The sequence below is a fragment of the Halorussus halobius genome, from assembly GCF_004765805.1.
Lineage (GTDB): Archaea > Halobacteriota > Halobacteria > Halobacteriales > Haladaptataceae > Halorussus > Halorussus halobius.
The window spans coordinates 569,584-589,925 of record NZ_ML219773.1; the positions used below are offsets into that span (position 1 = coordinate 569,584).

Annotated in this window: 22 protein-coding genes and 1 pseudogene; 12 read left to right on the forward strand and 11 right to left on the reverse strand. The window is 67.6% G+C overall.

Translation table 11 applies throughout. The annotated features are described in order from the left end of the window. Nucleotides 1-24 precede the first annotated feature (24 nt). From EPL03_RS02790 to EPL03_RS02805, 4 genes and pseudogenes are all read right to left on the reverse strand, one after another. Entirely contained in the window at nucleotides 25-915 is an 891-nt protein-coding gene (locus tag EPL03_RS02790) for a TIGR01548 family HAD-type hydrolase (RefSeq protein WP_135827812.1), read from the reverse strand. Nucleotides 916-961: 46 nt separating this feature from the next. Continuing rightward, a complete protein-coding gene (locus EPL03_RS02795) occupies nucleotides 962-1,363 on the reverse strand; it encodes an STAS/SEC14 domain-containing protein (RefSeq protein WP_135827813.1) in 402 nt (133 codons plus the stop codon). 258 nt (nucleotides 1,364-1,621) lie between these two features. Further along, nucleotides 1,622-1,797 (reverse strand): annotated as a pseudogene (locus EPL03_RS20695) (formate/nitrite transporter family protein); the annotation flags it as partial. A 58-nt stretch (nucleotides 1,798-1,855) separates the two neighbouring features. Then, a complete protein-coding gene (locus EPL03_RS02805) occupies nucleotides 1,856-2,245 on the reverse strand; it encodes a UPF0146 family protein (RefSeq protein ID WP_244605186.1) in 390 nt (129 codons plus the stop codon). Nucleotides 2,246-2,284: 39 nt separating this feature from the next. On the opposite strand from EPL03_RS02805, the gene EPL03_RS02810 reads away from it, so the two are divergent. Then, the gene (locus EPL03_RS02810) at nucleotides 2,285-2,806 is read left to right on the forward strand and encodes an archaemetzincin family Zn-dependent metalloprotease (RefSeq protein ID WP_135827815.1); all 522 of its coding nucleotides are present in this window, start codon (nucleotides 2,285-2,287) and stop codon (nucleotides 2,804-2,806) included. A gap of 174 nt (nucleotides 2,807-2,980) precedes the next feature. Continuing rightward, the gene (locus EPL03_RS02815; RefSeq protein ID WP_135827816.1) at nucleotides 2,981-4,351 is read left to right on the forward strand and encodes an FAD-dependent oxidoreductase; all 1,371 of its coding nucleotides are present in this window, start codon (nucleotides 2,981-2,983) and stop codon (nucleotides 4,349-4,351) included. A gap of 60 nt (nucleotides 4,352-4,411) precedes the next feature. On the opposite strand, the gene EPL03_RS02820 is transcribed toward EPL03_RS02815, so the two are convergent. From EPL03_RS02820 to EPL03_RS02830, 3 genes are all read right to left on the reverse strand, one after another. Then, complete coding sequence (locus tag EPL03_RS02820) at nucleotides 4,412-5,791, reverse strand: aryl-sulfate sulfotransferase (RefSeq protein WP_135827817.1); 1,380 nt, start codon at nucleotides 5,789-5,791, stop codon at nucleotides 4,412-4,414. Between the two features lie 87 nt (nucleotides 5,792-5,878). After that, nucleotides 5,879-7,744: a ribosome biogenesis/translation initiation ATPase RLI gene (locus EPL03_RS02825; protein WP_135827818.1), complete on the reverse strand. Its 1,866-nt coding sequence runs from the start codon at nucleotides 7,742-7,744 to the stop codon at nucleotides 5,879-5,881. A 2-nt stretch (nucleotides 7,745-7,746) separates the two neighbouring features. Next, complete coding sequence (locus EPL03_RS02830) at nucleotides 7,747-8,055, reverse strand: EMC6-like membrane protein (protein ID WP_135827819.1); 309 nt, start codon at nucleotides 8,053-8,055, stop codon at nucleotides 7,747-7,749. Between the two features lie 122 nt (nucleotides 8,056-8,177). On the opposite strand from EPL03_RS02830, the gene EPL03_RS02835 reads away from it, so the two are divergent. Beyond that, nucleotides 8,178-8,459, forward strand: coding sequence for a helix-turn-helix transcriptional regulator (locus EPL03_RS02835; protein ID WP_135827820.1), 282 nt, complete (start codon nucleotides 8,178-8,180; stop codon nucleotides 8,457-8,459). A 15-nt stretch (nucleotides 8,460-8,474) separates the two neighbouring features. Here EPL03_RS02835 and EPL03_RS02840 read toward each other — a convergent pair whose 3' ends face one another. After that, nucleotides 8,475-9,644 carry a zinc-dependent alcohol dehydrogenase gene (locus EPL03_RS02840; protein WP_135827821.1) on the reverse strand — a complete coding sequence of 390 codons (1,170 nt, stop codon included), beginning with the start codon at nucleotides 9,642-9,644 and terminating at the stop codon, nucleotides 8,475-8,477. A 292-nt stretch (nucleotides 9,645-9,936) separates the two neighbouring features. Here EPL03_RS02840 and EPL03_RS02845 point away from each other — a divergent pair, with 292 nt between their 5' ends. Together EPL03_RS02845 and EPL03_RS02850 are read left to right on the forward strand one after the other, a co-directional pair. Continuing rightward, nucleotides 9,937-10,239, forward strand: a complete 303-nt coding sequence (locus EPL03_RS02845; RefSeq protein ID WP_135827822.1) for a hypothetical protein — start codon at nucleotides 9,937-9,939, stop codon at nucleotides 10,237-10,239. Continuing rightward, nucleotides 10,240-10,734: a hypothetical protein gene (locus EPL03_RS02850; protein ID WP_135827823.1), complete on the forward strand. Its 495-nt coding sequence runs from the start codon at nucleotides 10,240-10,242 to the stop codon at nucleotides 10,732-10,734. Here the strand turns inward: EPL03_RS02850 and EPL03_RS02855 are convergent. From EPL03_RS02855 to EPL03_RS02865, 3 genes are all read right to left on the reverse strand, one after another. Next, on the reverse strand, nucleotides 10,731-12,593 hold the full coding sequence (locus tag EPL03_RS02855) for a PINc/VapC family ATPase (protein ID WP_135827824.1): 1,863 nt from the start codon (nucleotides 12,591-12,593) through the stop codon (nucleotides 10,731-10,733). The genes EPL03_RS02850 and EPL03_RS02855 overlap by 4 nt on opposite strands. A gap of 142 nt (nucleotides 12,594-12,735) precedes the next feature. Then, nucleotides 12,736-12,924, reverse strand: coding sequence for a hypothetical protein (locus tag EPL03_RS02860; protein WP_135827825.1), 189 nt, complete (start codon nucleotides 12,922-12,924; stop codon nucleotides 12,736-12,738). A 123-nt stretch (nucleotides 12,925-13,047) separates the two neighbouring features. Beyond that, nucleotides 13,048-13,791, reverse strand: a complete 744-nt coding sequence (locus EPL03_RS02865) for an Lrp/AsnC family transcriptional regulator (protein WP_135827826.1) — start codon at nucleotides 13,789-13,791, stop codon at nucleotides 13,048-13,050. A 232-nt stretch (nucleotides 13,792-14,023) separates the two neighbouring features. On the opposite strand from EPL03_RS02865, the gene EPL03_RS02870 reads away from it, so the two are divergent. The 7 genes from EPL03_RS02870 to EPL03_RS02900 all read left to right on the forward strand — a co-directional run bounded on the left by EPL03_RS02870 (nucleotide 14,024) and on the right by EPL03_RS02900 (nucleotide 20,328). Beyond that, complete coding sequence (locus EPL03_RS02870; RefSeq protein WP_135827827.1) at nucleotides 14,024-14,473, forward strand: zinc ribbon domain-containing protein; 450 nt, start codon at nucleotides 14,024-14,026, stop codon at nucleotides 14,471-14,473. A gap of 263 nt (nucleotides 14,474-14,736) precedes the next feature. Beyond that, nucleotides 14,737-15,408 (forward strand): potassium channel family protein, encoded by a 672-nt coding sequence (locus EPL03_RS02875; RefSeq protein ID WP_135827828.1) that lies wholly within the window; start codon nucleotides 14,737-14,739, stop codon nucleotides 15,406-15,408. Further along, nucleotides 15,405-16,952, forward strand: coding sequence for a TrkH family potassium uptake protein (locus EPL03_RS02880; RefSeq protein ID WP_135827829.1), 1,548 nt, complete (start codon nucleotides 15,405-15,407; stop codon nucleotides 16,950-16,952). Before EPL03_RS02875 ends, EPL03_RS02880 begins: the two co-directional genes overlap by 4 nt. Before the next feature lie 147 nt (nucleotides 16,953-17,099). Then, nucleotides 17,100-17,687: a hypothetical protein gene (locus EPL03_RS02885; RefSeq protein ID WP_135827830.1), complete on the forward strand. Its 588-nt coding sequence runs from the start codon at nucleotides 17,100-17,102 to the stop codon at nucleotides 17,685-17,687. Next, entirely contained in the window at nucleotides 17,684-18,301 is a 618-nt protein-coding gene (locus tag EPL03_RS02890; RefSeq protein WP_135827831.1) for a hypothetical protein, read from the forward strand. Before EPL03_RS02885 ends, EPL03_RS02890 begins: the two co-directional genes overlap by 4 nt. A 47-nt stretch (nucleotides 18,302-18,348) precedes the next feature. Next, nucleotides 18,349-18,603: a glutathione S-transferase N-terminal domain-containing protein gene (locus tag EPL03_RS02895; protein ID WP_135827832.1), complete on the forward strand. Its 255-nt coding sequence runs from the start codon at nucleotides 18,349-18,351 to the stop codon at nucleotides 18,601-18,603. Between the two features lie 651 nt (nucleotides 18,604-19,254). Beyond that, nucleotides 19,255-20,328: a M20 family metallopeptidase gene (locus EPL03_RS02900; protein ID WP_135827833.1), complete on the forward strand. Its 1,074-nt coding sequence runs from the start codon at nucleotides 19,255-19,257 to the stop codon at nucleotides 20,326-20,328. Nucleotides 20,329-20,342 lie beyond the last annotated feature (14 nt).

A 20,342-nucleotide genomic window follows, 5' to 3' on the forward strand; every position in this document is an offset into this window, starting at 1 on the left:
CCGCGAGTCGACTGATAAATTTCCCTATCCCAATAGGTCCGGGAGGTCGTTCACCGACTCGACCACGGCGTCCGCGCCGGCCGACTCGAACGCTCGGCGGCCCGCCGCGCCGGTCAGGCCGCCGGTCAGCACGCCGACGCCGTCGTAGTCCCGCTCCGGGTCGGCCTCGTCGGCGTTTCGGGCGGTCCGCACGTCGTCGAGCGTGTCGCCGGCGTAGACAACCCGGCTGGCGTCGAATCGCTCGGCCAGCGTCACCAGCGCGCGCGGGTGGGGCTTGCCCTCCGCCCAGTCGTCCATGGTGAACCGGTGGTCGTCGGGCAGGTCCAGCCCCGCCCGGTCGAGCGCGATGTCGGCCTCGGCGGCGGGTCGCCCCGTCACCACGCCGAGGTGGAACTCGGCCAGCGCGTCGAGGGTCTCGGGTTCGACCAGCACCGGTTCGTCGTGGACGAACCCCGGCGTATCGAGGTCGGGCGTCCCGCCCTCGATGTCGGCGTAGCGGTCCGACCCGAGGTACAACTGCTGGAACACGTCCCGGAGGCGCTCGGGGTCCCAGTCGGCCCGAACGCGCTCGCGGGCCGACGCCGCGAGCGCCTCGTCGACGACCGCTTCGGCGGCCGCGAGGCCGTCGGCCGAGGCCGCGCCGGCGCTGGCGGCCCGACGTTCGGCGATTCGGTCGGTGAACTCCTCGACGTCGAGTTCCAGTCCCTCGCCGCGTGCGAGGACGAACAGGGCGGCGGCGGCGGTCAGGTCCCAGTCGTTGTTGAACCCGCCGGCGTCCTTGAACGACTGGACGTCGGCCCGCTCGATTGTGTCGCCGTGGACGACTTCGACCGACTCCACGATGGCCCGGCGGTAGGAGTCGGCAACGTCCACCAACACCCCGTCGACGTCCAGCACGACCGCGTCGGCTTGCATGTCCGGGGGTAGTCAGCGCCGGTTGAAGGCTCTTCCGACCTCCGGGCTACTGGTCGGCGAGCCACTCGCGGGCCTCCTCGACGTCGCTCGTGAGAAAGTGGTCGTACGGCACGTCGTCCATCTCCTCGCCGAGGTTCTCCATCTCCATCTTGGAGATGACGCTGTCGGGGTGGACCTGCGCGCTGTGTCGAACGCCCGCTTCGATTATCCTCGGCGTCCACTCCTCGGCCAGCCACGCCTTGTCCTCGTCCTCGTGGGCCTTCACGTTCTGGGTGTCGATGAGCAGCTTCGAGGCGTTCTGGTCCTCGATGGCGTCGAGCAGCGAGTTGGCTCCCGCTCGGAACTCCTCGCCGGTGGTGAAGTCGGTCCACGTGTGGACGACGGCGTCGATGTCGTCGTCCCACTCGATGGTGTAGTCGGCCGTGTCTTCGAGTACTTCTCGGGGCATCGACGCGAACTATGAACATTCCTTATAAATATCTGGCTCCCCAGTAATCAGTTCTAATAATCCGGCGTTCATTCTACGCCCGGTGCTACTATTTTAACGTTCGATGGGCAGACTCCCGGTGCCGTCCTCACGGCTCGCGCGCCCCTTTCACCTGCGCCACGTGGCTGAGCGTGACCAGCCCGAGCCCCCCACGAGGTTCCCGGCGGTGACGACGACCGTGGTCTCGACCAGCGGCCCCGACTCCGCCCCGAGGAACGCGCCGAACCGGGGCTCGACCGCCGCCTCCACGATGCCCAGCGCCGCCATCCCGAAAACGACGGTGAACCACGGATGAAACTGGTCGAGACCAGTTCGAGCGCCGACTGGTCGAGCCGGCGCTCGCCCTCCGCGACCGCGCGGTCGAATATCTCCGCGGGGTCGGGTGGGCCGGGCACGCACCGTCCGCCGGGAGTCGCGAACAAAAGCCTCCCGGCGGAATCCGACGAAACGGGCCTACTCGCGGGCCACGAACATCGTCTCGCCCGGAATCGTCTCGCGGGCGACCGGAATCGCGGGCGGGTCGCCCCCGAGCGTCGTGAACAGGAAGGCGGCGTCCGTCCGGCGCGCGAGGTCGCGCGCCGGGCGGTGGAGTTCCGGCGGCAGGTTCAGCGCGTAGACCGCGTCGGCGTCCCGGTAGAGCGCGAGGTCGGGGTCGACGACGTCGTCGCGCTCGAACCGGACGTTCTCGGGCACCTCGCGCGGCCGGACGTCGGTCGCGGTGACGCGCTTGCCGGCGTCGGCCAGCGCGGCGGCCACCTCGGTCCGGTTGCCGATTCCGACCTCGACGAGGCGCTCGAACTCCGACAGACGGCCGACGATGGCACGACGGGTCCGGGGTACCACGGCGGGAAGTTTATGGGCCGCTCCCCCATAGTGGTTCCCATGCTCGTCGACGTCGTTCCGGTCGGGGACCTCTCCGCGACGGTCAAACGACAGGCCTCGACCGCTCTGCGCTCGGTCTACGACTGCGAGGTCACTATCCACGACGCCCATCCGATTCCCGAGGGGGCCCACGACGACAAGCGCGACCAGTACCGCGCCGAGGAGTTCATCGAACTCGCGGGCCGGGTGGGCAGCGGGGAGAAGAACATCGCCATCACGCCCGAGGACCTGTTCTACCGCCGCCGGAACTACGTGTTCGGCCTCGCGTACCTCGACGGCAACGGGAGCGTCATCTCGACCTACCGGCTCCAGACCTCCAGCGACGGCGGGTTCTCGAACCGGAGCGCGACCGAGATATTCTCCGACCGGGTGCGCAAGGAGGTCGTCCACGAGATCGGCCACACGCTCGGGCTCGAACACTGCGACAACTCCCGGTGCGTGATGAACTTTTCGCCGACCGTCCGCGAGGTCGACGTCAAGGAGGAGAACCTCTGCGGGTCGTGTCAACGCGACGTGCTGTAGGGCGGCGCGGGCTGTCGACCCCTGGGTCCCGTTCTCCCGCTTCGTGGCTTCTACCGCTCGATATCCGCGATTGAACGACAATAGTCGAAATACAGGTCGGTAATCATCGAGGGATTGCCGCGAAGAACATGAGTTAAACGGCCGAAGCTCACTAGGTAAGACGAACGTCGAATCATGTCCGGAAAGTACGACCTCGTAATCGTCGGCGGGGGTATCAGTGGCGCGTCGTTGCTGTACACGACCGCGAAGTTCACCGATATCGACTCCGTCGCGCTGGTAGAGAAGGAATCCGAGATAGCGGCGATCAACTCCCACCACACGAACAACTCCCAGACCCTCCACTTCGGGGACATCGAGACCAACTACACCCTCGAGAAGGCCGAGGAGGTCAAGGAGGGCGCGGAGATGCTCGCGGGGTATCTGGAGAACAACGACCCCGACCGCGAGATGCACGCCAAGCGCAACAAGATGGTGCTGGCGGTCGGTGACGACGAGGTCGCCGAACTCGAAGACCGCTACCACGAGGAGGGCTTTGGCGACCTGTTCCCCAAACTCGAACCCATCGGCCGCGAGGAGATAGCCGACTACGAGCCCAACGTGGTCGAGGGCCGGGACCCCGACGAGGAGATGCTGGCGCTCCGGACCCCGGACGGTTACACGGTCGACTACGGCGCGACCTCGGAGTCGTTCGTCGACCGGGCGACCGAGGAGCCCGACGTCGACGTCTACACCTCCACTGAGGTCGTCGACATCACGCCCACCCTCGACGGCTACACCCTCGAAACCACCGAGGGTCGGTTCGACTGCGACGTCGCCGTCGTGGCCGCAGGCTCCCACAGCCTCCAGATCGCCAAGGAACTGGGCTACGGCGAGGACAAGGTTCTACTCCCCATCGCCGGGAGCTTCTTCCTCGCCGAGGACTTCCTGAACGGGAAGGTGTACACCCTCCAGATGAAGAAGCTCCCGTTCGCGGCGGTCCACGGCGACGCCGACGTCCACGACCCCTCCGTGACGCGGTTCGGGCCGACCGCCAAGCTCGTCCCGGCGCTCGAACGCGGGGAACTCTCGACCGTCGGCGACTTCCTCGACGTGTTCGGGTTCGACCTCGACGCGTTCCTCAGCTACGGCAACATCCTCGCCGACCGCATCCTGCTGCCGTACGTCCTCCGGAACCTCGTCTACGACCTGCCCGAGGTCGGGGCCAAGGAGTTCCTCCCGCACGTCCAGAAGGTGGTCCCGAGCGCCGACCTCGACGACATCTCCCGGGCCGAAGGCTACGGCGGGGTCCGCCCGCAGATCGTCGACACGTCGGGCAAGACCCTCGACATGGGCGAGGCCAAGATCGTCGGCGACGACGTCATCTTCAACATCACGCCGTCGCCCGGCGCGTCGACCAGCCTCAAGAACGCGATGCGCGACACCCACACGCTGATGGACTTCTTCGACGGGGAGTACAGCTTCGACGAGGAGGCGTTCCGGTCCGAGACAATCGACAACTTCCCGCGCCCGAGCGCCGCCGACTACGCGCCGCCCGCCGACGAGTAGCGCCGCCGACGCGCTACCTGCCGACGGGAGCGCCGGCCGTCGGACGACCGCGACGGTCTTCTACTCGCGGGACCCGCGACGCAGCGACGCGGGCAGGCTGACGCCCCGCCACCGGACGCCCTCGACCGCCGCGCCCAGCACCGAGACGGCCGCGACCAGTAGTGTGAGCGCCTGCTCGTCCAGCCCGGCCGGCAGGACGTACTTCACGAGCGCGATTACGTAGCCGAGGTACTGGCTCACGAGCGACTCCCGGCCGCCCCCGGCCAGGTCGGCGTGGGCGGCGGTCGGCCGGTCGGCGCTCCCCTCGCCGGGGACGCGGTCGGCCTCGTAGGGGAGTCCGCCGGTCTCGACCGCCCACACGACCTCGCCGTTCTCGTCGACCTCGACGACCCGGTCGTTGTAGGAGTCGGTGACGAGCGTGTGACCGTTCGACTGGCGGTCGGCGTCCCGGGGCCACTTCAGGGTCGCGCTCCCGCCGAACTCCCAGACCACCTCGTTGTCCGCGTTCAACTCGACCACGCGGTCGTGCTCGCTGTCGGCGACCAGCAGGTGGTCGTCGGCCAGTCGGTCGGGGTTGTGCTGCTCGTACAGCGGGCCGCCGCTCCCCGAGAAGCTGTTCGGACCGACCACGGGTTCGACGGTCACCTCGCGGTCTGACCTGCCGGCGGGCGACGCCGCGTCGTCGGCGTCGCCCGCCGACGCGTTCTCGACGTGGAGTTCGACCACGGTGTCGAAGTTCCGGAGGCTGACCTGAAAGACGCCGGGTTCGAGCCGGTCGACGTCGTTCATGTGGGTCCAGTCGCCCTCCGGTCCCATCCCGTCGGGCCGGTCGTACGTCTCGGTCGCGTTCCACTCCCAGAGAATCTCCCCGTCGCGGTCCACCGAGAACACGCGGTCGTTGCCCATGTCGACCAGCACCCACCGGTCCTCGCGACCGGTCTCGTTCCCGTCGGCGGCGACGGTGTAGTGGTCGGCGTCGTGAAGCTCGTGTTCGTGGAGTTCGGCGTCGTACCACGCGTACTCCCAGACGACGTCGTTCGTCGACTGCTCGACGATGCGGAGGCTGTTCCGAACGCAGTTGCGGAAGCCGTCGTTCCGGTACTGTTCGGGACACTCCGCGTCGGGAATCTCGTCGGCGGTCGATATCTGGACCCGGTCGGGCCCGAGCGCCTCCACGTCGAACACGTCGTCGGTGTCGTCGTACTCCCAGACGAGCTCCCCGTCGGGCGCGACCTCTATGGCCCGACCTTCGTCCTGATACCCCTGGAGCGCGACGTAGGTGTTGTTCTCGGGCGGTTCGTCGTCGACGGTCAGCCGGGGCCGGTCGGGGGCTGCCAGCACGCCGGCCGTGGCGACCGCGAGGCAGACGACCGCGAGGCACGCGAGCAGCTTGGCCCGCCGCTCGTGGCCCGTGCCGAGCCACTCGGGGAGTCGTGTCACTGGGTGGGGCCTAAGGTTCGACTCACGAAAATCGTTCGGTTCTCCGCGCGAGCGCGTCGGCGAGGCGTCGACGCGCCGCTCACCGAGCTACGGCGCGTAGTAGTACTCGCCGTCCTTCTTCTGCTCTTTGTCGAGTTGGCTCCCCGGCTTGTTGATGCGGGGCCGCCCGACGTTCTCGTCGCGCCGGAAGGTGACGTCGAGGTTGGCGAGGAAGTCGTTCATCCCCTCGCGCATCCCCTTGGGCTCGCTGGCGCGGCCGTGGACCGCCGGCTCGCCGTCGAACACCATCAGCCGGTCGGCGAGCAGGTCTATCATGTAGATGTCGTGGTCGATGACCATCACGGTGGCGTCCTGCTGTTCGGCGAACCGCCGGATGGCCTGGGTCGCGCGCACCCGCTGTTCGACGTCGAGGTAGGCGCTGGGCTCGTCCAGCAGGTAGAGGTCGGCGGTCTCCGACAGCGTGGCCGCGATGGCGACCCGCTGGCGCTCGCCGCCCGAGAGGTCGAGCAGGTTCTGCTCCATGATGCGTTCGAGCTGGAGCGGCTGGGCGATTTCGGTGTCCCAGTAGGAGGTGCCGACCCGGTCGGTGATAGACCGCAGGAAGACGTCGACCCGCATCGACTGGTCGATTTCGATGTACTGGGGCTTGTACGCGATGTCGAGGTTCAGGTCGAGGTCGGCTCCCGGTTCGTCGCCGGTCGACGTTCCCGAGGCGCGTAGCGCCTCGCCGCCCCCGTCGGGGTCCAGTTCGCCCGCGAGCAGCTTGGCGAACGTCGACTTCCCGATGCCGTTCGGGCCGACGATGCCCAGCACCTCGTTCTCGTTGACGGTGCCGCCCGCGACGTCGAGGCTGAACTCGCCCTCGCCGTACGACTTCGTGAGGTCGGGGTACTCGACCAGCGGGTCGGCGTGGGTCGCGGTCCGGGGCGCGTGCTCCTCGAACTCGATGGCGTCGGGCCGGATGCGCATGTTCTCGTTGTCGAGGTAGCCCGCGAGGTACTCGTTGATGCCGTTCCGAACCGACTTGGGGCTGGTGATGACGCCGTACGCGCCGGGTTCGCCGTACGCGACGTGGAGGTTGTCCGCGACCAGATCGAGGATGGCGAGGTCGTGTTCGACCACCAGCATCGACTTGCCGTGTTCCTCGGCCATCTCCTGAATCAGGCGAGCGGCCTCGACGCGCTGGCTGATGTCGAGGTACGGCGTTATCTCGTCGACGAAGTAGAAGTCGGCGTCCCGCGCCAGACACGCCACCAGCGCGACCCGCTGGAGTTCGCCGCCCGAGAGGCTGTCGATGTTCTGGTCGACGACGTGCTCGATTTCGAGGCGTTCGAGCAGGTCGTCGAGCACGCCACGCTCGTCGGTGTTCTCCAACAGTGCGGAGGTCGGGCCGTCGAACCGGTCGGGAATCTTGTCGACGTACTGTGGCTTGCGGGCCACGCTCACGTCGCCGTCCTTCACGGCTTCGAGGTAGTCCTGTAGCTCGGTGCCCCGGTAGGCGTCCAGCACCGCGTCCCAGCCCGGCGGGTCGGCGTGGTCGCCGAGATTCGGCGCGAGTTCGCCCGCGAGTATCTTGACGGCGGTGGTCTTCCCGATGCCGTTCGGCCCGAGGATGCCCGTAACCTGCCCCTCGAGCGGAATCGGCAGGCCGTACAGCGAGAAGGCGTTCTCGCCGTATCGGTGGACCGGTTCGTCCTGCAACTCCTGGGGCAGGTTGATTATCTCGATGGCGTCGAACGGACACTTCTCGACGCAGATGCCACAGCTCTCGCCCAGGCATATCTCCTCGCTGATGTGGACCTGGTCGGGGTCGCCCTCCTCGGTGTCCTCGCCCCGGAGCGTGATGCACTCTTTGCCCGTCCGGTTGGGCGGACAGTAGTTCTTGCACTCGTAGTTGCAGCGGTCGGGTTGACACCGTTCGAGGTCCACGACCGCGATGCTGTCCTCGGCCATAATCAGACGGTGACGCCGGTGGTCAGCAGGATGGTCCACGTCACGAACCACAGCGAGAAGGTCATGAACACCACGTAGAGGTGGTCCTTCGTGGAGAACCCGTTGATGTCGATACCGAACGCCTGCAAGACCGGATACTGGACGAGCACGAACCCGCCCATGATAGCCAACCCGAGTCGGTCGGTCGCCGCACTGCCGAGATACGCCGACGAGGCGAGCGCGGCGGCGACGCCCGCCAGCGTGGCCACGGCCGTCACCGTGACGCCTCGTACGTGCGAGGACCGTCGCTCGGACGCCTGTTCCGTTGCCATAGGTAACGTTCGTGGACGCGTGTTGAAGGCCTTTTTGTTACGCTCGGGGCCCGCGCGACCACCGCTCGGATGCGGGTCGTTCTCAATACTTTTATGGCGATGGATTGTTTCGATTCGTAACGATGGCAACGCAGTCCGAGCTTCAGGACATCGACGACCTCCCGCCGAGTGCGAAGCTGGTTTTCAAGGTACTCGAGTACAAGGGAGCGCTCACGCAGAAACAGATCGTCGAGGAGTCGATGCTGTCGGCTCGCACCGTCCGCTACGCGCTCGAACGGCTGGAGGAACTCGGCGTGGTCGAGGAGGACATCTACTTCGCGGACGCCCGCCAGAACCTCTACGAGATCGACGAGATGCCCGACGCCGCCGCCGACGGCTGCGAGGCCCAGAACTGCGCCGACTAGCGGCGTGTGGCCTCCTCAGGGCGTCAGCACCACCTTGATGCAGTCGTCCTCCTTCTCCCGGAAGGTCTCGTACAGCTCGGGCCCCTTCTCCAGAGGCTCGTCGTGGGTGACGACGAACGAGGGGTCGATGTCGCCGTCCTCGATACGTTCGAGCAGCGGGTCGAGGTAGCGCTGGACGTGGGTCTGGCCCGTCTTCACCGTCAGCGCCTTGTTCATCAGCGGGCCGACCGGGAGGTTGTCCACGTCGCCGACGTAGACGCCGGGCACCGAGAGCGTCCCGCCCTTCCGACAGCACTTGATGGCCTCCCGGAGGACGTGCGGTCGGTCGGCCTGCAACCCGACCTCCTGTTTGGCCTTGTCCGAGACGCCGGCGAGTCCCGTGCCGTGGGCCTCGGAGCCGACCGCGTCGATGCAACCGTCCGGTCCGCGCCCGCCGGTCATCGCCATCAGCCGGTCGTAGACGTCCTCTTCCTCGAAGTCGATGGTCTCGGCGTCGCCGTGTTCGCGCGCCATCCCCAGCCGCTCGGGCACCCGGTCGATGGCGACCACCCGGCCGGCCCCGAGCAGCCACGCGCTCTGGATGGCGAACTGGCCGACCGGGCCACACCCCCACACCGCGACCGTGTCGCCGTCCTCGATGTCGGCGTTCTCGGCCGCCATGTACCCCGTCGGGAAGATATCCGAGAGGAACAGGACCTGCTCGTCGGACAGGTCCGAGTCCACCTTCACCGGGCCGACGTCGGCGTACGGCACCCGGAGGTACTCGGCCTGTCCGCCGGCGTAGCCGCCCAGCATGTGCGAGTAGCCGAACAGCCCGGCGGGCGAGTGGCCCATCGTCTTGCGGGCCAGTTCGGCGTTCGGGTTCGAGTTGTCACACAGCGAGTAGAGGCCGCGCTCGCAGAACCAGCACGAACCGCAACTGATGGTGAACGGCACGACCACGCGGTCGCCTTCCGCCAGGTTCTCGACCGCGTCGCCGACCTCCACCACCTCGCCCATCGGCTCGTGGCCCAGCACGTCGCCCTCCCGCATCGTCGGGACGTGGTCGTCGTAGAGGTGGAGGTCCGACCCGCAGATGGCGGTGGCGGTGACCTCGATTATCGCGTCGCGCGGGTTGACGATCTCGGGGTCGGGAACCTCCTCGACGCGGACGTCCTCCTTCCCGTGCCACGTGAGCGCTCTCATCGCACCCTCCCGGTTCGCCCCCGGCTGTCGGTCGTCGGAGTCCGTGCCCCGCCGACCCCGCCTCGGTCGACGCCTCGGTGTGGCCGAGTCCCCCTCTCTCGGAGTAGAACGCTGTCTCTCACGGTGTAATCCCCGCTTCCGAACGCCACACAAGCGCCGGTAAAGATTGTGGCTCGGTCGGGGACGCGGTCGCTCCGGAGTGCGAGGGCAGTCGGCATACGCGCTGCTCGGTCTCGACTCGAATCGAGCCGAGGCCCGAAGAATTTAGGCCTTTGGCTCACAATGTACACACATGAGCGCAGACAAGCGGCGCGTCCAGTTCCGCGCGCCGTCCCGGCTCATCGAACGCGCGGACTCGCTCGCGGACGTCCTCGGGTCGGACCGGACCGACATCCTCACCACGGCCCTCCGCGAGTACCTCCGGGATGCGGCCCACGACGACGAGGTCAAACAGGAGATAGCCGGCGCGTACTACGACGACGAGATCAGCTTCGAGCAGTTGAAGTCGCTGGTCGGGACCGAGGAGGCGGCGAACTTCCGGGTACTGAAACGGCAACTGGACGAGGAACTCACCGACGAACTGACCGAGGTCTGAATGACGGTCGTCGCCGACACCTCCGCGCTCGTCAGCCTCGGCTGCTCGACGGACCCGCCCGTCGTCGATACGCTCCGCTCCGAATACGAGCTTTGCGTTCCGGAAGTCGTCGTCGCGGAACTCGAAGAGGTCGCGGCGTACGACGACGAACACGCGCGGGCGGCGCGTCGCGTGCTAGAGCGCAAGCACGAGATGGAGACTGCACGCGTCTCTCTGGACTCCGAGTTCCCGCTCGACGACGGGGAGAACGCCGCAGTCACGCTGGCGAACGAGCGCGGGGCCGGGATGTTCCTGTGCGACGAGTTCGACAAGATAGGGCTGATCCACGCGTCGCTGGACGACGTGCAACTCGTGACGACGCCGAAGTTCCTCCTCGTCCTCGAAGCGAAGGACCTGCTCGCCCCGTCGGAGGTCACGTCGCTGTTGGACGAGATCGGCGACGTTCGAAGCCGGGACGGAAACGGCTACGTCGAGCGCCTCCGCGACCGTCTCTAGGCCCCGACGACCGTGATGGCTCGCTCCTTGTCTATCGCCAGTTCCAGTTCCTCCGCGATGGCGCTGCCCCGGGACACCTGAATGTCGCCGCCCCGGCCCACGGTCGCGGTGAACAGGTACTCGCCGTCGGCCTGCACCTCGACCGTCTCGCCCGCGTGGCCGTCGGTCGGGATGACGACGTGCCGGGAGGTTATCTCGGGCGTCACGACCTCGCCAGCGCCGCCGGCACCGCCGCCCGCCGCACCGCCCGCGCTGGCTCCCGACGCCGACTGGGGGCGCTCGTCGAGGGTGCGCACGTCGATGTCGATGCCGAGTCGGTTCTCGATGTCGTCGATGCGGCCGCCGCCCTTCCCGATGACGTAGGAGATGTCGTCGTCGCTGACGTACACCGTGGCGCGGTTCTGCCCCTGCACGTCCACCTCGACGCGCCCGCGAGCGACCGACTGTATCTCGCGCTCTATCTCCTGTTTGGCGAGCTTCGAGACGCCGCTCTCCTCGCGCTCGCTCTCGTCCAGCGGCACCGTCACGACCTGCCGGTTGAAGGTGTATATCTCGTACTCCGGCCGGCCGGTCTCGAAGTCCTCGATGACGATGACCGGGCGCGCGAGGTCCTCCTCCATCAGCCCCTCTGGCACCTTGACACGGGTCGAGACGTCGTACACCTTGGTTATCTCGCCGGCCTCGATGTAGACGACGGTGTCGACTATCTGGGGGATCATGCCGAGTTCGACCCGCCCGACCAGTCGCTGGAGCGCGTCGATGGCCCGCGTGGCGTGGACCACGCCGACCATCCCGACGCCCGCCAGGCGCATGTCGGCGAACACCTCGAAGTCGTCGGTCTTGCGCACCTCGTCGTAGATTGTGTAGTCGGGCCGGACCATCAGCAGCGAGTCGGCGGTCTTGGCCATCTCGCCGCCCAACTCGGTGTACTGGGTGATTTCGGGCCCGACCTGCAGGTCGCGGGGCTTCTCCATGGTCTTGACCGCGAAGTCGTTGTCCGCGAGGAACTCCCCGACCGCCTGCGCGAACGTGGACTTGCCGGCGCCGGGCGACCCGGCCACGAGGACGCCGCGCTGGTGGTCGAGCAGCCGGTCTTTGAGCGCGTCGGCGTGCTCGTAGTCGTCCATGTCGGTCTTGACGATGGGCCGGACGGCGGTGATCTCCCACGCGTCGGCGAACGGCGGCTGCGCGATGGCGATGCGGTAGTCCCGGAACTGGACGATGCTCATGCCGGGCTCGTCGAGTTCGATGAACCCCTCGTCGCTCTCCTTGGCCGAGTCGAGTATCTCCTGGGCGTACTCCCGGAGCGTCTCCTCGTCGAGGACGTCGTCGCCGATCTGCTGGTAGGTCATCTCGCCGACCGCGCCCCGCTTGGCCTTGGGTTCGAGTCCGGCCCGGAGGTGGACGCTCATGGTGGACTCGTCGAAGTAGTTCTCGACGGCGAGCCGGCCGACCTCCTCCTCGTCGGTCCGGGGCGCGAGGTACTCCACCTCGATGCCCTTGGCCTCGGCGACCTCGCTCTGGACCACGTCGCTGGTGACGAAGGTCGCGTCGTGGTCGGTCGCCAGTTCCCGGATGAGCGCGTCGATTTCGCCCTCGCTGGCCCGGCCCTGCTCGGCGGCGTCCGGGCGCTCGCCCACGTACTCGAGGTCGATACCCCCCTCGTCGGCCAGTTCCGCGAGCCGCTGGAGCTCCGAGAGGCCGTCCCAGCCGCCCTCGACGCCGCTGTTGGCCTGCGCTTCGAGTTCGGCCACGACCGCCTCGGGGACGAGTATCGTCGCCCCCTCGAAGTCGCCCTCGTCGACGCGCTCGGATATCCGGCCGTCGACGACGACGCTGGTGTCCGGCAAGACGTTCATGCCGGTTCGTACGTCCGGGGCGCTCATAAGGGACGTGCTTCGGGGGTCACGGGCGTCCGGCGGGAAAGCGACGTCGGGCGACCGAGGGGACTGCTGGGACCTCCCGCCACCCGGTCGCCCGTCGGGTCCCGTAACGACCGACTCACTCCTCGTCGCGCTCGGGTCTCGTTTCGAACGAGTACGCCGCTATCTCGGACGCCTCGCACACCGCACATCGGTCCTGTGGCTCGTCGAACTTCGCGCCGCAGTGACGACACTCGTACAGAATGTACGCCGGGCCCTCGGAATCGTCCTCCTCGTGCAGGAGGACGTCCGAGAGGAGCTGTCTCATGGCCGTAGATATCGATACCTGCATAAAAAAGCTGCTGTATGACTGCTTCCGAAACGACCTGTGAATATATTCCGGATTCAAAATCTCCCGGCTGTCCGCGGTAGTCTCCCCGGCGGACCGAATCTAGTTGCCGGTGAACGTCTCCACCGTGTCTTCGGTGATGCCCGACCGCGAGTGAATCGTGACGAAGTCCCCCTCTTCGATCGTCGTCTCCCCGCTCGGCGTAATCGATTGGTCGTCCCGGTCGATTCGCACGACGAGCACGTCCGAGGGAATCAGTTCCTGGTCGTTGGCCTCTTCGAGGGTCTTGCCGGCGGCCGGAGCGCCGCTCTTGACGATGATTTCCACGACGTCGGCGTCGCCGGCGAGCCCCGCGACGCCGGTTACCGGGGAGACGGGCTCGTGGTCCCGCGGGCCGAACTGGGCGTACGGACGGAAGTACTCCCGGTGGATGAGGTCCTCGTTGTCGATCTCGATGCCCAGCGCCGTGATGTCCTGTGCGATTCGGGTCAGGTCGTCCGTGTCGGTGCCGACCGCCTTGACACGGAGGTTCCCCGTTCCGGACATTATCTCCCTGACGTTGATGACTCCCGGCACTTCGAGGACGCGCTGGGCGAGTTCCTGTCGGTCGGTCGCCGAGGTGCTGCAGACGAACTGGTTCGTCAGGAGGCCGTCGGCCCGCTCGTAGTTGACGTGGGCCGGGTAGCCCACGATGACGCCGGCCTCTTCGAGTTGCCGGATTCGATTCCGGACCGTCGGCGCGGAGACGTCGACCTCCGCCGCGATGTCCGGGGCCGACGTGTGGCGCGCGTCCTCGGTGAGAAAGTACAGTATCCGTTCGTCGACGTCATCGATTCGATGGCTCATACTTATACCTGACACGTAGTACCATATCCGTTCTTATACGCTCTTTGCCCTTCGTGGACGGTCCGGGGTTCGTTTCGCCGACGTTCCCGGCGGTCCGACGAGAATCGAGGGGACCGCGCGTGCGCGTCGCCCCCGCGACTGTAGAACGATTACGAACTAGACCGTGGCATTGGGGAACGATTAGTAATTTTCCGCAAGATATTTCCCGGCTCTCGGCGTTCATGTGTCGTATATGAGTGTAGACGAGCCAGTGGCGTCGGACCGACTCCCTTCCGCTCTCGTCGACCGGCTCGACGTGCTCGACGTTCCGGGCCTGCGAGCGGCCCGGACGTACGTCGACGAGCGGATCGAACACTGTACCACGCCGATACGAGAACGGATTCTCGCGGAAGCGACGGGCGAAATCCTCGGTATCGAGGATTACGGACCGTACGTACTCGTTCGAAAACGGCCCGAGCACCGGGACGTTCCCGAGGACTCGCAGCTGGTTTCGCTGTACCACGTGACGCGGGAAAAACGCCCCGACAGCGAAGAGACGCTGAACTGGTCGTTCATCGGACAGGTGATGGACGTGGCAGTTTTTGACTGCGAACACTGCGGGAGGGCGGTAGACGAGCGAGCCAACTACTGTCCGCACTGCGGACACGACGCGTCCGCCCACTCCGCCGAGGGCGAACGATGACTGGCGCGGTACCCCGGCAACTCCGCGCCCCGATACCGAACGCCGACGACGCACAGCGGACGTTCGGGAGCCCCGAACGCCACCGCCTCCCGAGGCGTCGGGGATTCGACGCGAACTTCGGTCGGGGACGGACGCCGTCGAGGGGGTCGTCGGAGCGGTCGAGACGTCCGCGGCCACCCGCCGGGAACGCCTCGTATCGATTGCCGACCGAGAGCGACGGGCCGGCCGTCGTCCGCTCGAACGCGGCGACGGAGGACGAGTAGATGTATCTGATAATCGTCGGCGCGGGCAACATCGGGTCGAACCTGATAGAGCGCGCCGTGTCGGACGGCAACGACGTCGTGGTCGTCGAGAAGGACGAACAGCGGGCCAACGACGCGTCGGCCGAGTACGACTGTCTCGTCTTGCACGACGACGCGACCAACCACGAGACGCTCATGGACGCGGGGATAGACCGCGCCGACGCCGTCATCTCCACGACGGACGTCGACGCGACCAACATCATGGTGATGTTGCTCGCACAGGAGTACGACATCCCGAACCTCGTCAGCGTCGTCCACGACCCCGACAACCTGCCGGTGTTCGAGAAAATCGGCGTCACCATGATAGAGAACCCCCAGCGGCTCATCGCGGATTACCTCTACCACTCGGTCCAGTATCCGTCGGTCAGCGACTTCATCGAACTCGACGATTCGACCGAGCTCGTGGAGTTGACGGTCACCGAGGCCGCGCCGATGAACGGTCAACGCCTCAGCGCTGCGCTCGAATCCGGTGCCCTTCCCGAGGGGTGTCTCGTCGTCGCGCTCAACCGCGACGGGGACTTTCGCGCCCCGCGAGGCGACACCATCGTCCGCGCGGGCGATCAGGTGACGATATTCAACGAGGGCGCGTCGCTGTCCGAAGCGGTCGCAGCGTTCACCGATACGGAGCCATGAGGCTCCGGTACCGGGCCGTCGGCCGGGACGTCGGCCGCATCCTCCAGGTCATCTCCCTGATGGCGGTCGCGTCCGTCGTGATCGCGGTTCTCAATCGCGAGTTCTTCGCCGTTCCGGCGTTCGTCGTGACCGCCGTCGTCATGGCGGGGCTCGGTCTCGCGCTGACGCGGCGATACGGCGACGTCCCGACCTCGGGCAAGGCCGAAGCGATGGTCACGGCCGCCAGCGCGTGGGCGACGGTCGGCGTCCTCGGCGGCCTGCCGTTTCTGCTCATCGCGTGGACGCTCTCGGTCGACCCGTTCGGCGGGTTAGTACACACTCCGCCCCTGGACGACACGACGGCGATTTTCCTCCACCCCCTCGACGCGGTGTTCGAGAGCATGAGCGGCTTCACCGGCACGGGACTGACGGTCGCCGCCGTCGAAGAGCAACTCCCGAGGTCGCTCCACTGGTGGCGGTCGTTCACCGAGTGGATCGGCGGCGTCGGCGTCATCGTGCTGACGGTGGCCATCCTCGCTCGCCCGGGTAGCGGTTCGCTCACGCTGTACGAGAGCGAGGCCCGGTCCGAGAAGATTCACCCGAGCATCGTCAACACCGTCACGGAAATCTGGAAGATATACCTGGGGCTGACGCTCGGGTCCATCGGCCTGCTCCTCGCGGCCGGGATGCCCCTCTGGGGCGCGATAAACCACGGCATGACCGGCATCGCCACCGGCGGGTTCTCCGTCCACGCCGACTCCATCGCTCACTACGCCAGTCCGATAATCGAGTACGCGACGGTCCCGGTCATGGTCGCCGGGAGCATCGCGTTCCCCGTCCACTATCTCATCTTCAGGGGCGAAATCGAGAACTTCTACGCGGACCTGCAGACGCGGTGGGTGTTCATCTGGTTCGGAGCCGGCTCCGTCGCGCTGACGGCGCTTCTGGCCACCAGCGGTCAGTACGAGACGTTAGAGAAGACGTTCCGCGTCGCGCTGTTTCAGTTCGTCTCCGCCACGTCGAACGCGGGGTTCGGCACGGCGGCCGTCGGCGGCGGGACCGAACGGGTCTGGACCGCCGGCGAGACGCTGTTGCTGTGCTTGGGGATGCTCACGGGGGCAGCGGCGGGTTCGACCGTGAGCGGACTGAAGCTCGTCCGGGTCGTCACGCTCGTCAAGGGCACGGCGTGGCAGATCGGAAACGTCCTCCGGCCCGACACTGCAGTTCGGCGACTCCAGATAGGCGACCGGAACCTGAGCGAGGACCAGGTCCAGCGGGAGTACACGGAGGCGACGGTGGTGTTCGTCCTCTGGATAGCGGGCATCGTCGTCGGAGTGGCCGTCCTGTTGCGGATGCTCCCGTCGGCCTATCCCCTGGAGTACGTGATATTCGACGTGATGAGCGCCCAGAGCAACGTCGGTCTGGACGCCGGAGTCACGGGCCCGGGTCTGCCCGACCCCGGAAAGGCGATGCTGATAGTCAACATGTGGATCGGTCGATTGGAGATAATCCCGGTCGCGGTGCTACTGACTGCGGTCTTCCGCCGGGCCGGCCTGTATCGGTGACGGCCGACGCCTCCTCCGGTCCCGACGGCCGACGCCCCCTCCGGTCCCGAGGGCCGACGCCCCCTCCGGTCCCGAGGGCCGACGCCCCCTCCGTTCCGGCGCTTCGGCGACAACACCCTTCAGTCGGGCCGTCGTGTTCTCCGCTCCATGACCGTCCTCGAATCGCTGGCCGCCGACGGCGGCCGGCTGAGCCGGCTGCTCGTCGGCGTGCTCGCGCTCTCGATTCCGGCGAACCTGCTCGCGGGCAACCCCGTCTGGGCCGCGTTCCTGCTCGCGGACCTCGCCGTGCTGGTGTTGCCGGCCGTCGCGCTCCGGGACGCCTCGGCGATGCTCCCGCCGGCGGTGACGGCGCTGGCGGTGTTCCCCGGCGTCTCGCGGCTATTCGCGCCCGAGTGGGTCACCGAGTACGTCACCTACGTCGCGGTCGCCGCGCTGTCGCTGGCGGTCGTGGTCGAACTCGTGCTGTTCACCCGCGCCGAACTGTCCGCGCGGTTCGCGCCCGCGATGGTCGTCCTCACCACCATGGCCGCCATCGGCGCGTGGGCCATCGTGCAGTTCCACGCCGACCAGCATCTCGGCACCGACTTCCTCGGGTCGCTGGACGCCCTGATGTGGGAGTTCGTCCGGGCGACGGTCGCGGGCGTGGTCGCCGCCGGGTTCTTCCGGCTCTACTTCAATCGCCGGGGGCCGAGCGAGCGACTCGCGCTCGACCGAGCAGGGGGCGAGCGCGGATGACCGACCTGCTGTCCGCCGAGCGCGAGCGCTGGCTGGTCCGCCTGCTACAGGTCGGCCTGCTCGGAATCGCTGGCTACGGCCTCTACCGGGGCGAGACCGGCCTCGTCGCCAACGGGCTGCTGTCGTTGGGCGTCACGCTGGTCCCGGCGTACCTCCGGCGAGACACCAGCATCTCGCTGGACACCAGCTACGTGCTGGTGCTCTCGCTCGCCGTGTTCGTCCACGCGGTGGGCGCGCTCGGTCCGTACCAATCGGTACCGTGGTACGACTCGGTGGCTCACGCGCTGTCGGCGTCCATCGTCGCGGGCGCGGGCTACGCCACCGTGAAGGCGGTCGACCGCAACTCCGAGGCCACTCACCTGCCCGCGAAGCTCCAGTTCGCGTTCATCCTGATATTCGTGATGGCCTTCGGCGTCCTCTGGGAGATACTGGAGTTCGGGACCGGGCTGGTCTCGGAACTGGTCGGCGGCGAGCCGGTGTTGGCCCAGTACGGCCTCGACGACGTCGTCTCCGACCTCACGTTCAATCAGGTGGGCGGGATACTCGTCGCCGGCTGGGACGCCGCGCGCCCGAGCGACGCCGCCGACGAGGCGACCGAGGCGCTGGACGAGTAGTCGGGTCGGCGAGCAGACTTACGGCGTCGGCGGCCGAACTGCCGACCGTGCTCGAACTGTATCAGGCCGAGGACTGTCCGCACTCCGCGAGCGTCCGCGAGACGATGCAGGAACTCGGGCTGTCGTTCGTCGCGCACAACCCGCGAACCCGCGACGGGGAGGTCCGCGACGAGGACGCCCGCGACCGGCTGGTCGAGCTGGGCGGCGAGGACCAGATTCCGTTCCTCGTCGACCCCGACCGCGACGCGTCGGTGTACGAGAGCGACGACATCGCGGCGTACCTCCGCGAGCACTACCGGTAAATCGCGCTCGCTCGCGGTCGACAGCCTCGAAGACGACGCCGAGGGCGAAACCGCCGGGGGACTCGACCGACTCCGCGAGCAGGTCCGCGAACTGGAGCGCGAAGTGACGCGAGTCGGTTTGTGGTCGTACGGCACGGTGAACTGGAGTGGCTTCGACGGGAACGGAGCGAACTGCACTCGACGGGACAGACTGCGTCGCACTCGACTGGAAATTCCACGTCGGCGCGCGCTGGCGCGAGTTCATCTCGCGCCATCCCGTGCGAGGGACGAGTAGCGCAGGCCTGTGGCCGAGCAACGCAGGCGGTTGGGGAGGCGTGAGGGTCGTCGTTGCGGTGGGGTTGCGGGTTCTCATAGGTCTCGGCAGTAGCTAGCTCAGAAGTACGTTCTCGAAAGATTCGAGGTCAGATTGCAGCTAGCTATCGCTCGAGCCGATGAGTAACCGCACCGCACGGCACGGCCCTCACGCCTCCCCAACCTCCGCCCTCACTTCGTTCGGTCGTCCCTCGCGCAGTCGGCGCGGCACGGAGGTCGCGCTAGCGCGCGCCGGAATCGAAGTTCAGTCGCGCCCGAACCTACCCGAACCGGTCACGCACAACCCCACGCGATTGCCGTAGAGGGACGTTTTTACCCCGTGGCCCGCAACCACGTCCCATGAGCGAAGTCGTCGAACTCACCCGCGACCTCGTCTCGATTCCGAGCCACGACGACGAGACCGAGGCGGGCGACGCCGTCGAGGACTGGCTCCGCGCCGAAACCGACGCCGAGGTGACCCGCGACGGGGCGGGCAACGTCGTCGCGCGCAGGGGGTCGGGCCCCTCGCTCGCGCTGGTGGGCCACCACGACGTGGTGCCCCCGGACGACTCCCAGCTCGCGGCCGACGGCTCGTACGCGGTCGAAGAGCGCGACGGCCGGCTCTACGGCCGGGGCACCGCCGACATGAAGGGCGCAGTCGCGGCCGCGATGCTGGCGTTTCGGGACGCCGACCTCTCGGAGTGCGAACTCGTCTTCGCCAGCTTCGTCGGCGAGGAGGTCGGCGGCGAGGGTGCGCGCGCCGCCATCGACCGGGGGTTCGCGCCCGACTACGCCGTCGTCGGCGAGGGGTCGACCGGCTACTCCGCGCCGGGCGTGACCGACGTGGCGGTCGCCCACAAGGGCCGGCGGGGAAGCACCGTCACCGCGCGCGGGTCTGCCGCGCACGCCAGCGAACCCGAGGCGGGCGAGAACGCGGTGTATCGGGCCTGCGACGCGGTCGAGGTGATTCGGGACCTCGACTTCCCGGCGGCCGAGGTGTTCGGCGAGCGAGTCCGGGGGAGCGTCGCCGTCACCGAAATCGAGGGCGGGAGCGCGTGGAACGTGATTCCCGAGACCTGCGCGGTGACGGTCGACGAGCGCACGGTCCCCGGCGAGCGCGCGGCCGTGGAGCGGGTCGAAGAGCTTCCGGGCGTCGAGTGGACCGTCGACCAGGACCTCCCGCCGATGCGGTGTGACGACGAGGGGTTCGCCGAGACGGTACTCGGGGCCGCCGAGGCGGCCCAGTCGGGGTCGCCCGAACTGGTCACCAAGCCCCACGCCACCGACGCGGGCTGGCTCGCCCAGGCGGGCACGACCTGCGTGGTCTGTGGCGCGTCCGAACCCGGCGAGGCTCACACCGAGAGCGAGAGCGTCGGCATCGACGTACTGGAGCGCTGTTACGGGATTTATCGGGGCGCGGCCGAGTCGTTCTGAAACCGGCCCGGAGC

What these genes read in the sequence shown, in the direction of transcription:
- EPL03_RS02855 (WP_135827824.1), bottom strand. Translation starts at nt 12,593, where the DNA reads ATGAACGTCTTGCCGGACACCAGCGTCGTCGTCGACGGCCGGATATCC.
- EPL03_RS02900 (WP_135827833.1), top strand. Translation starts at nt 19,255, where the DNA reads ATGAGCGAAGTCGTCGAACTCACCCGCGACCTCGTCTCGATTCCGAGC.
- EPL03_RS02870 (WP_135827827.1), top strand. Translation starts at nt 14,024, where the DNA reads ATGAGTGTAGACGAGCCAGTGGCGTCGGACCGACTCCCTTCCGCTCTC.
- EPL03_RS02795 (WP_135827813.1), bottom strand. Translation starts at nt 1,363, where the DNA reads ATGCCCCGAGAAGTACTCGAAGACACGGCCGACTACACCATCGAGTGG.
- EPL03_RS02815 (WP_135827816.1), top strand. Translation starts at nt 2,981, where the DNA reads ATGTCCGGAAAGTACGACCTCGTAATCGTCGGCGGGGGTATCAGTGGC.
- EPL03_RS02790 (WP_135827812.1), bottom strand. Translation starts at nt 915, where the DNA reads ATGCAAGCCGACGCGGTCGTGCTGGACGTCGACGGGGTGTTGGTGGAC.
- EPL03_RS02875 (WP_135827828.1), top strand. Translation starts at nt 14,737, where the DNA reads ATGTATCTGATAATCGTCGGCGCGGGCAACATCGGGTCGAACCTGATA.
- EPL03_RS02880 (WP_135827829.1), top strand. Translation starts at nt 15,405, where the DNA reads ATGAGGCTCCGGTACCGGGCCGTCGGCCGGGACGTCGGCCGCATCCTC.
- EPL03_RS02840 (WP_135827821.1), bottom strand. Translation starts at nt 9,644, where the DNA reads ATGAGAGCGCTCACGTGGCACGGGAAGGAGGACGTCCGCGTCGAGGAG.
- EPL03_RS02845 (WP_135827822.1), top strand. Translation starts at nt 9,937, where the DNA reads ATGAGCGCAGACAAGCGGCGCGTCCAGTTCCGCGCGCCGTCCCGGCTC.
- EPL03_RS02860 (WP_135827825.1), bottom strand. Translation starts at nt 12,924, where the DNA reads ATGAGACAGCTCCTCTCGGACGTCCTCCTGCACGAGGAGGACGATTCC.
- EPL03_RS02865 (WP_135827826.1), bottom strand. Translation starts at nt 13,791, where the DNA reads ATGAGCCATCGAATCGATGACGTCGACGAACGGATACTGTACTTTCTC.
- EPL03_RS02885 (WP_135827830.1), top strand. Translation starts at nt 17,100, where the DNA reads ATGACCGTCCTCGAATCGCTGGCCGCCGACGGCGGCCGGCTGAGCCGG.
- EPL03_RS02825 (WP_135827818.1), bottom strand. Translation starts at nt 7,744, where the DNA reads ATGGCCGAGGACAGCATCGCGGTCGTGGACCTCGAACGGTGTCAACCC.
- EPL03_RS02830 (WP_135827819.1), bottom strand. Translation starts at nt 8,055, where the DNA reads ATGGCAACGGAACAGGCGTCCGAGCGACGGTCCTCGCACGTACGAGGC.
- EPL03_RS02890 (WP_135827831.1), top strand. Translation starts at nt 17,684, where the DNA reads ATGACCGACCTGCTGTCCGCCGAGCGCGAGCGCTGGCTGGTCCGCCTG.
- EPL03_RS02810 (WP_135827815.1), top strand. Translation starts at nt 2,285, where the DNA reads ATGCTCGTCGACGTCGTTCCGGTCGGGGACCTCTCCGCGACGGTCAAA.
- EPL03_RS02850 (WP_135827823.1), top strand. Translation starts at nt 10,240, where the DNA reads ATGACGGTCGTCGCCGACACCTCCGCGCTCGTCAGCCTCGGCTGCTCG.
- EPL03_RS02835 (WP_135827820.1), top strand. Translation starts at nt 8,178, where the DNA reads ATGGCAACGCAGTCCGAGCTTCAGGACATCGACGACCTCCCGCCGAGT.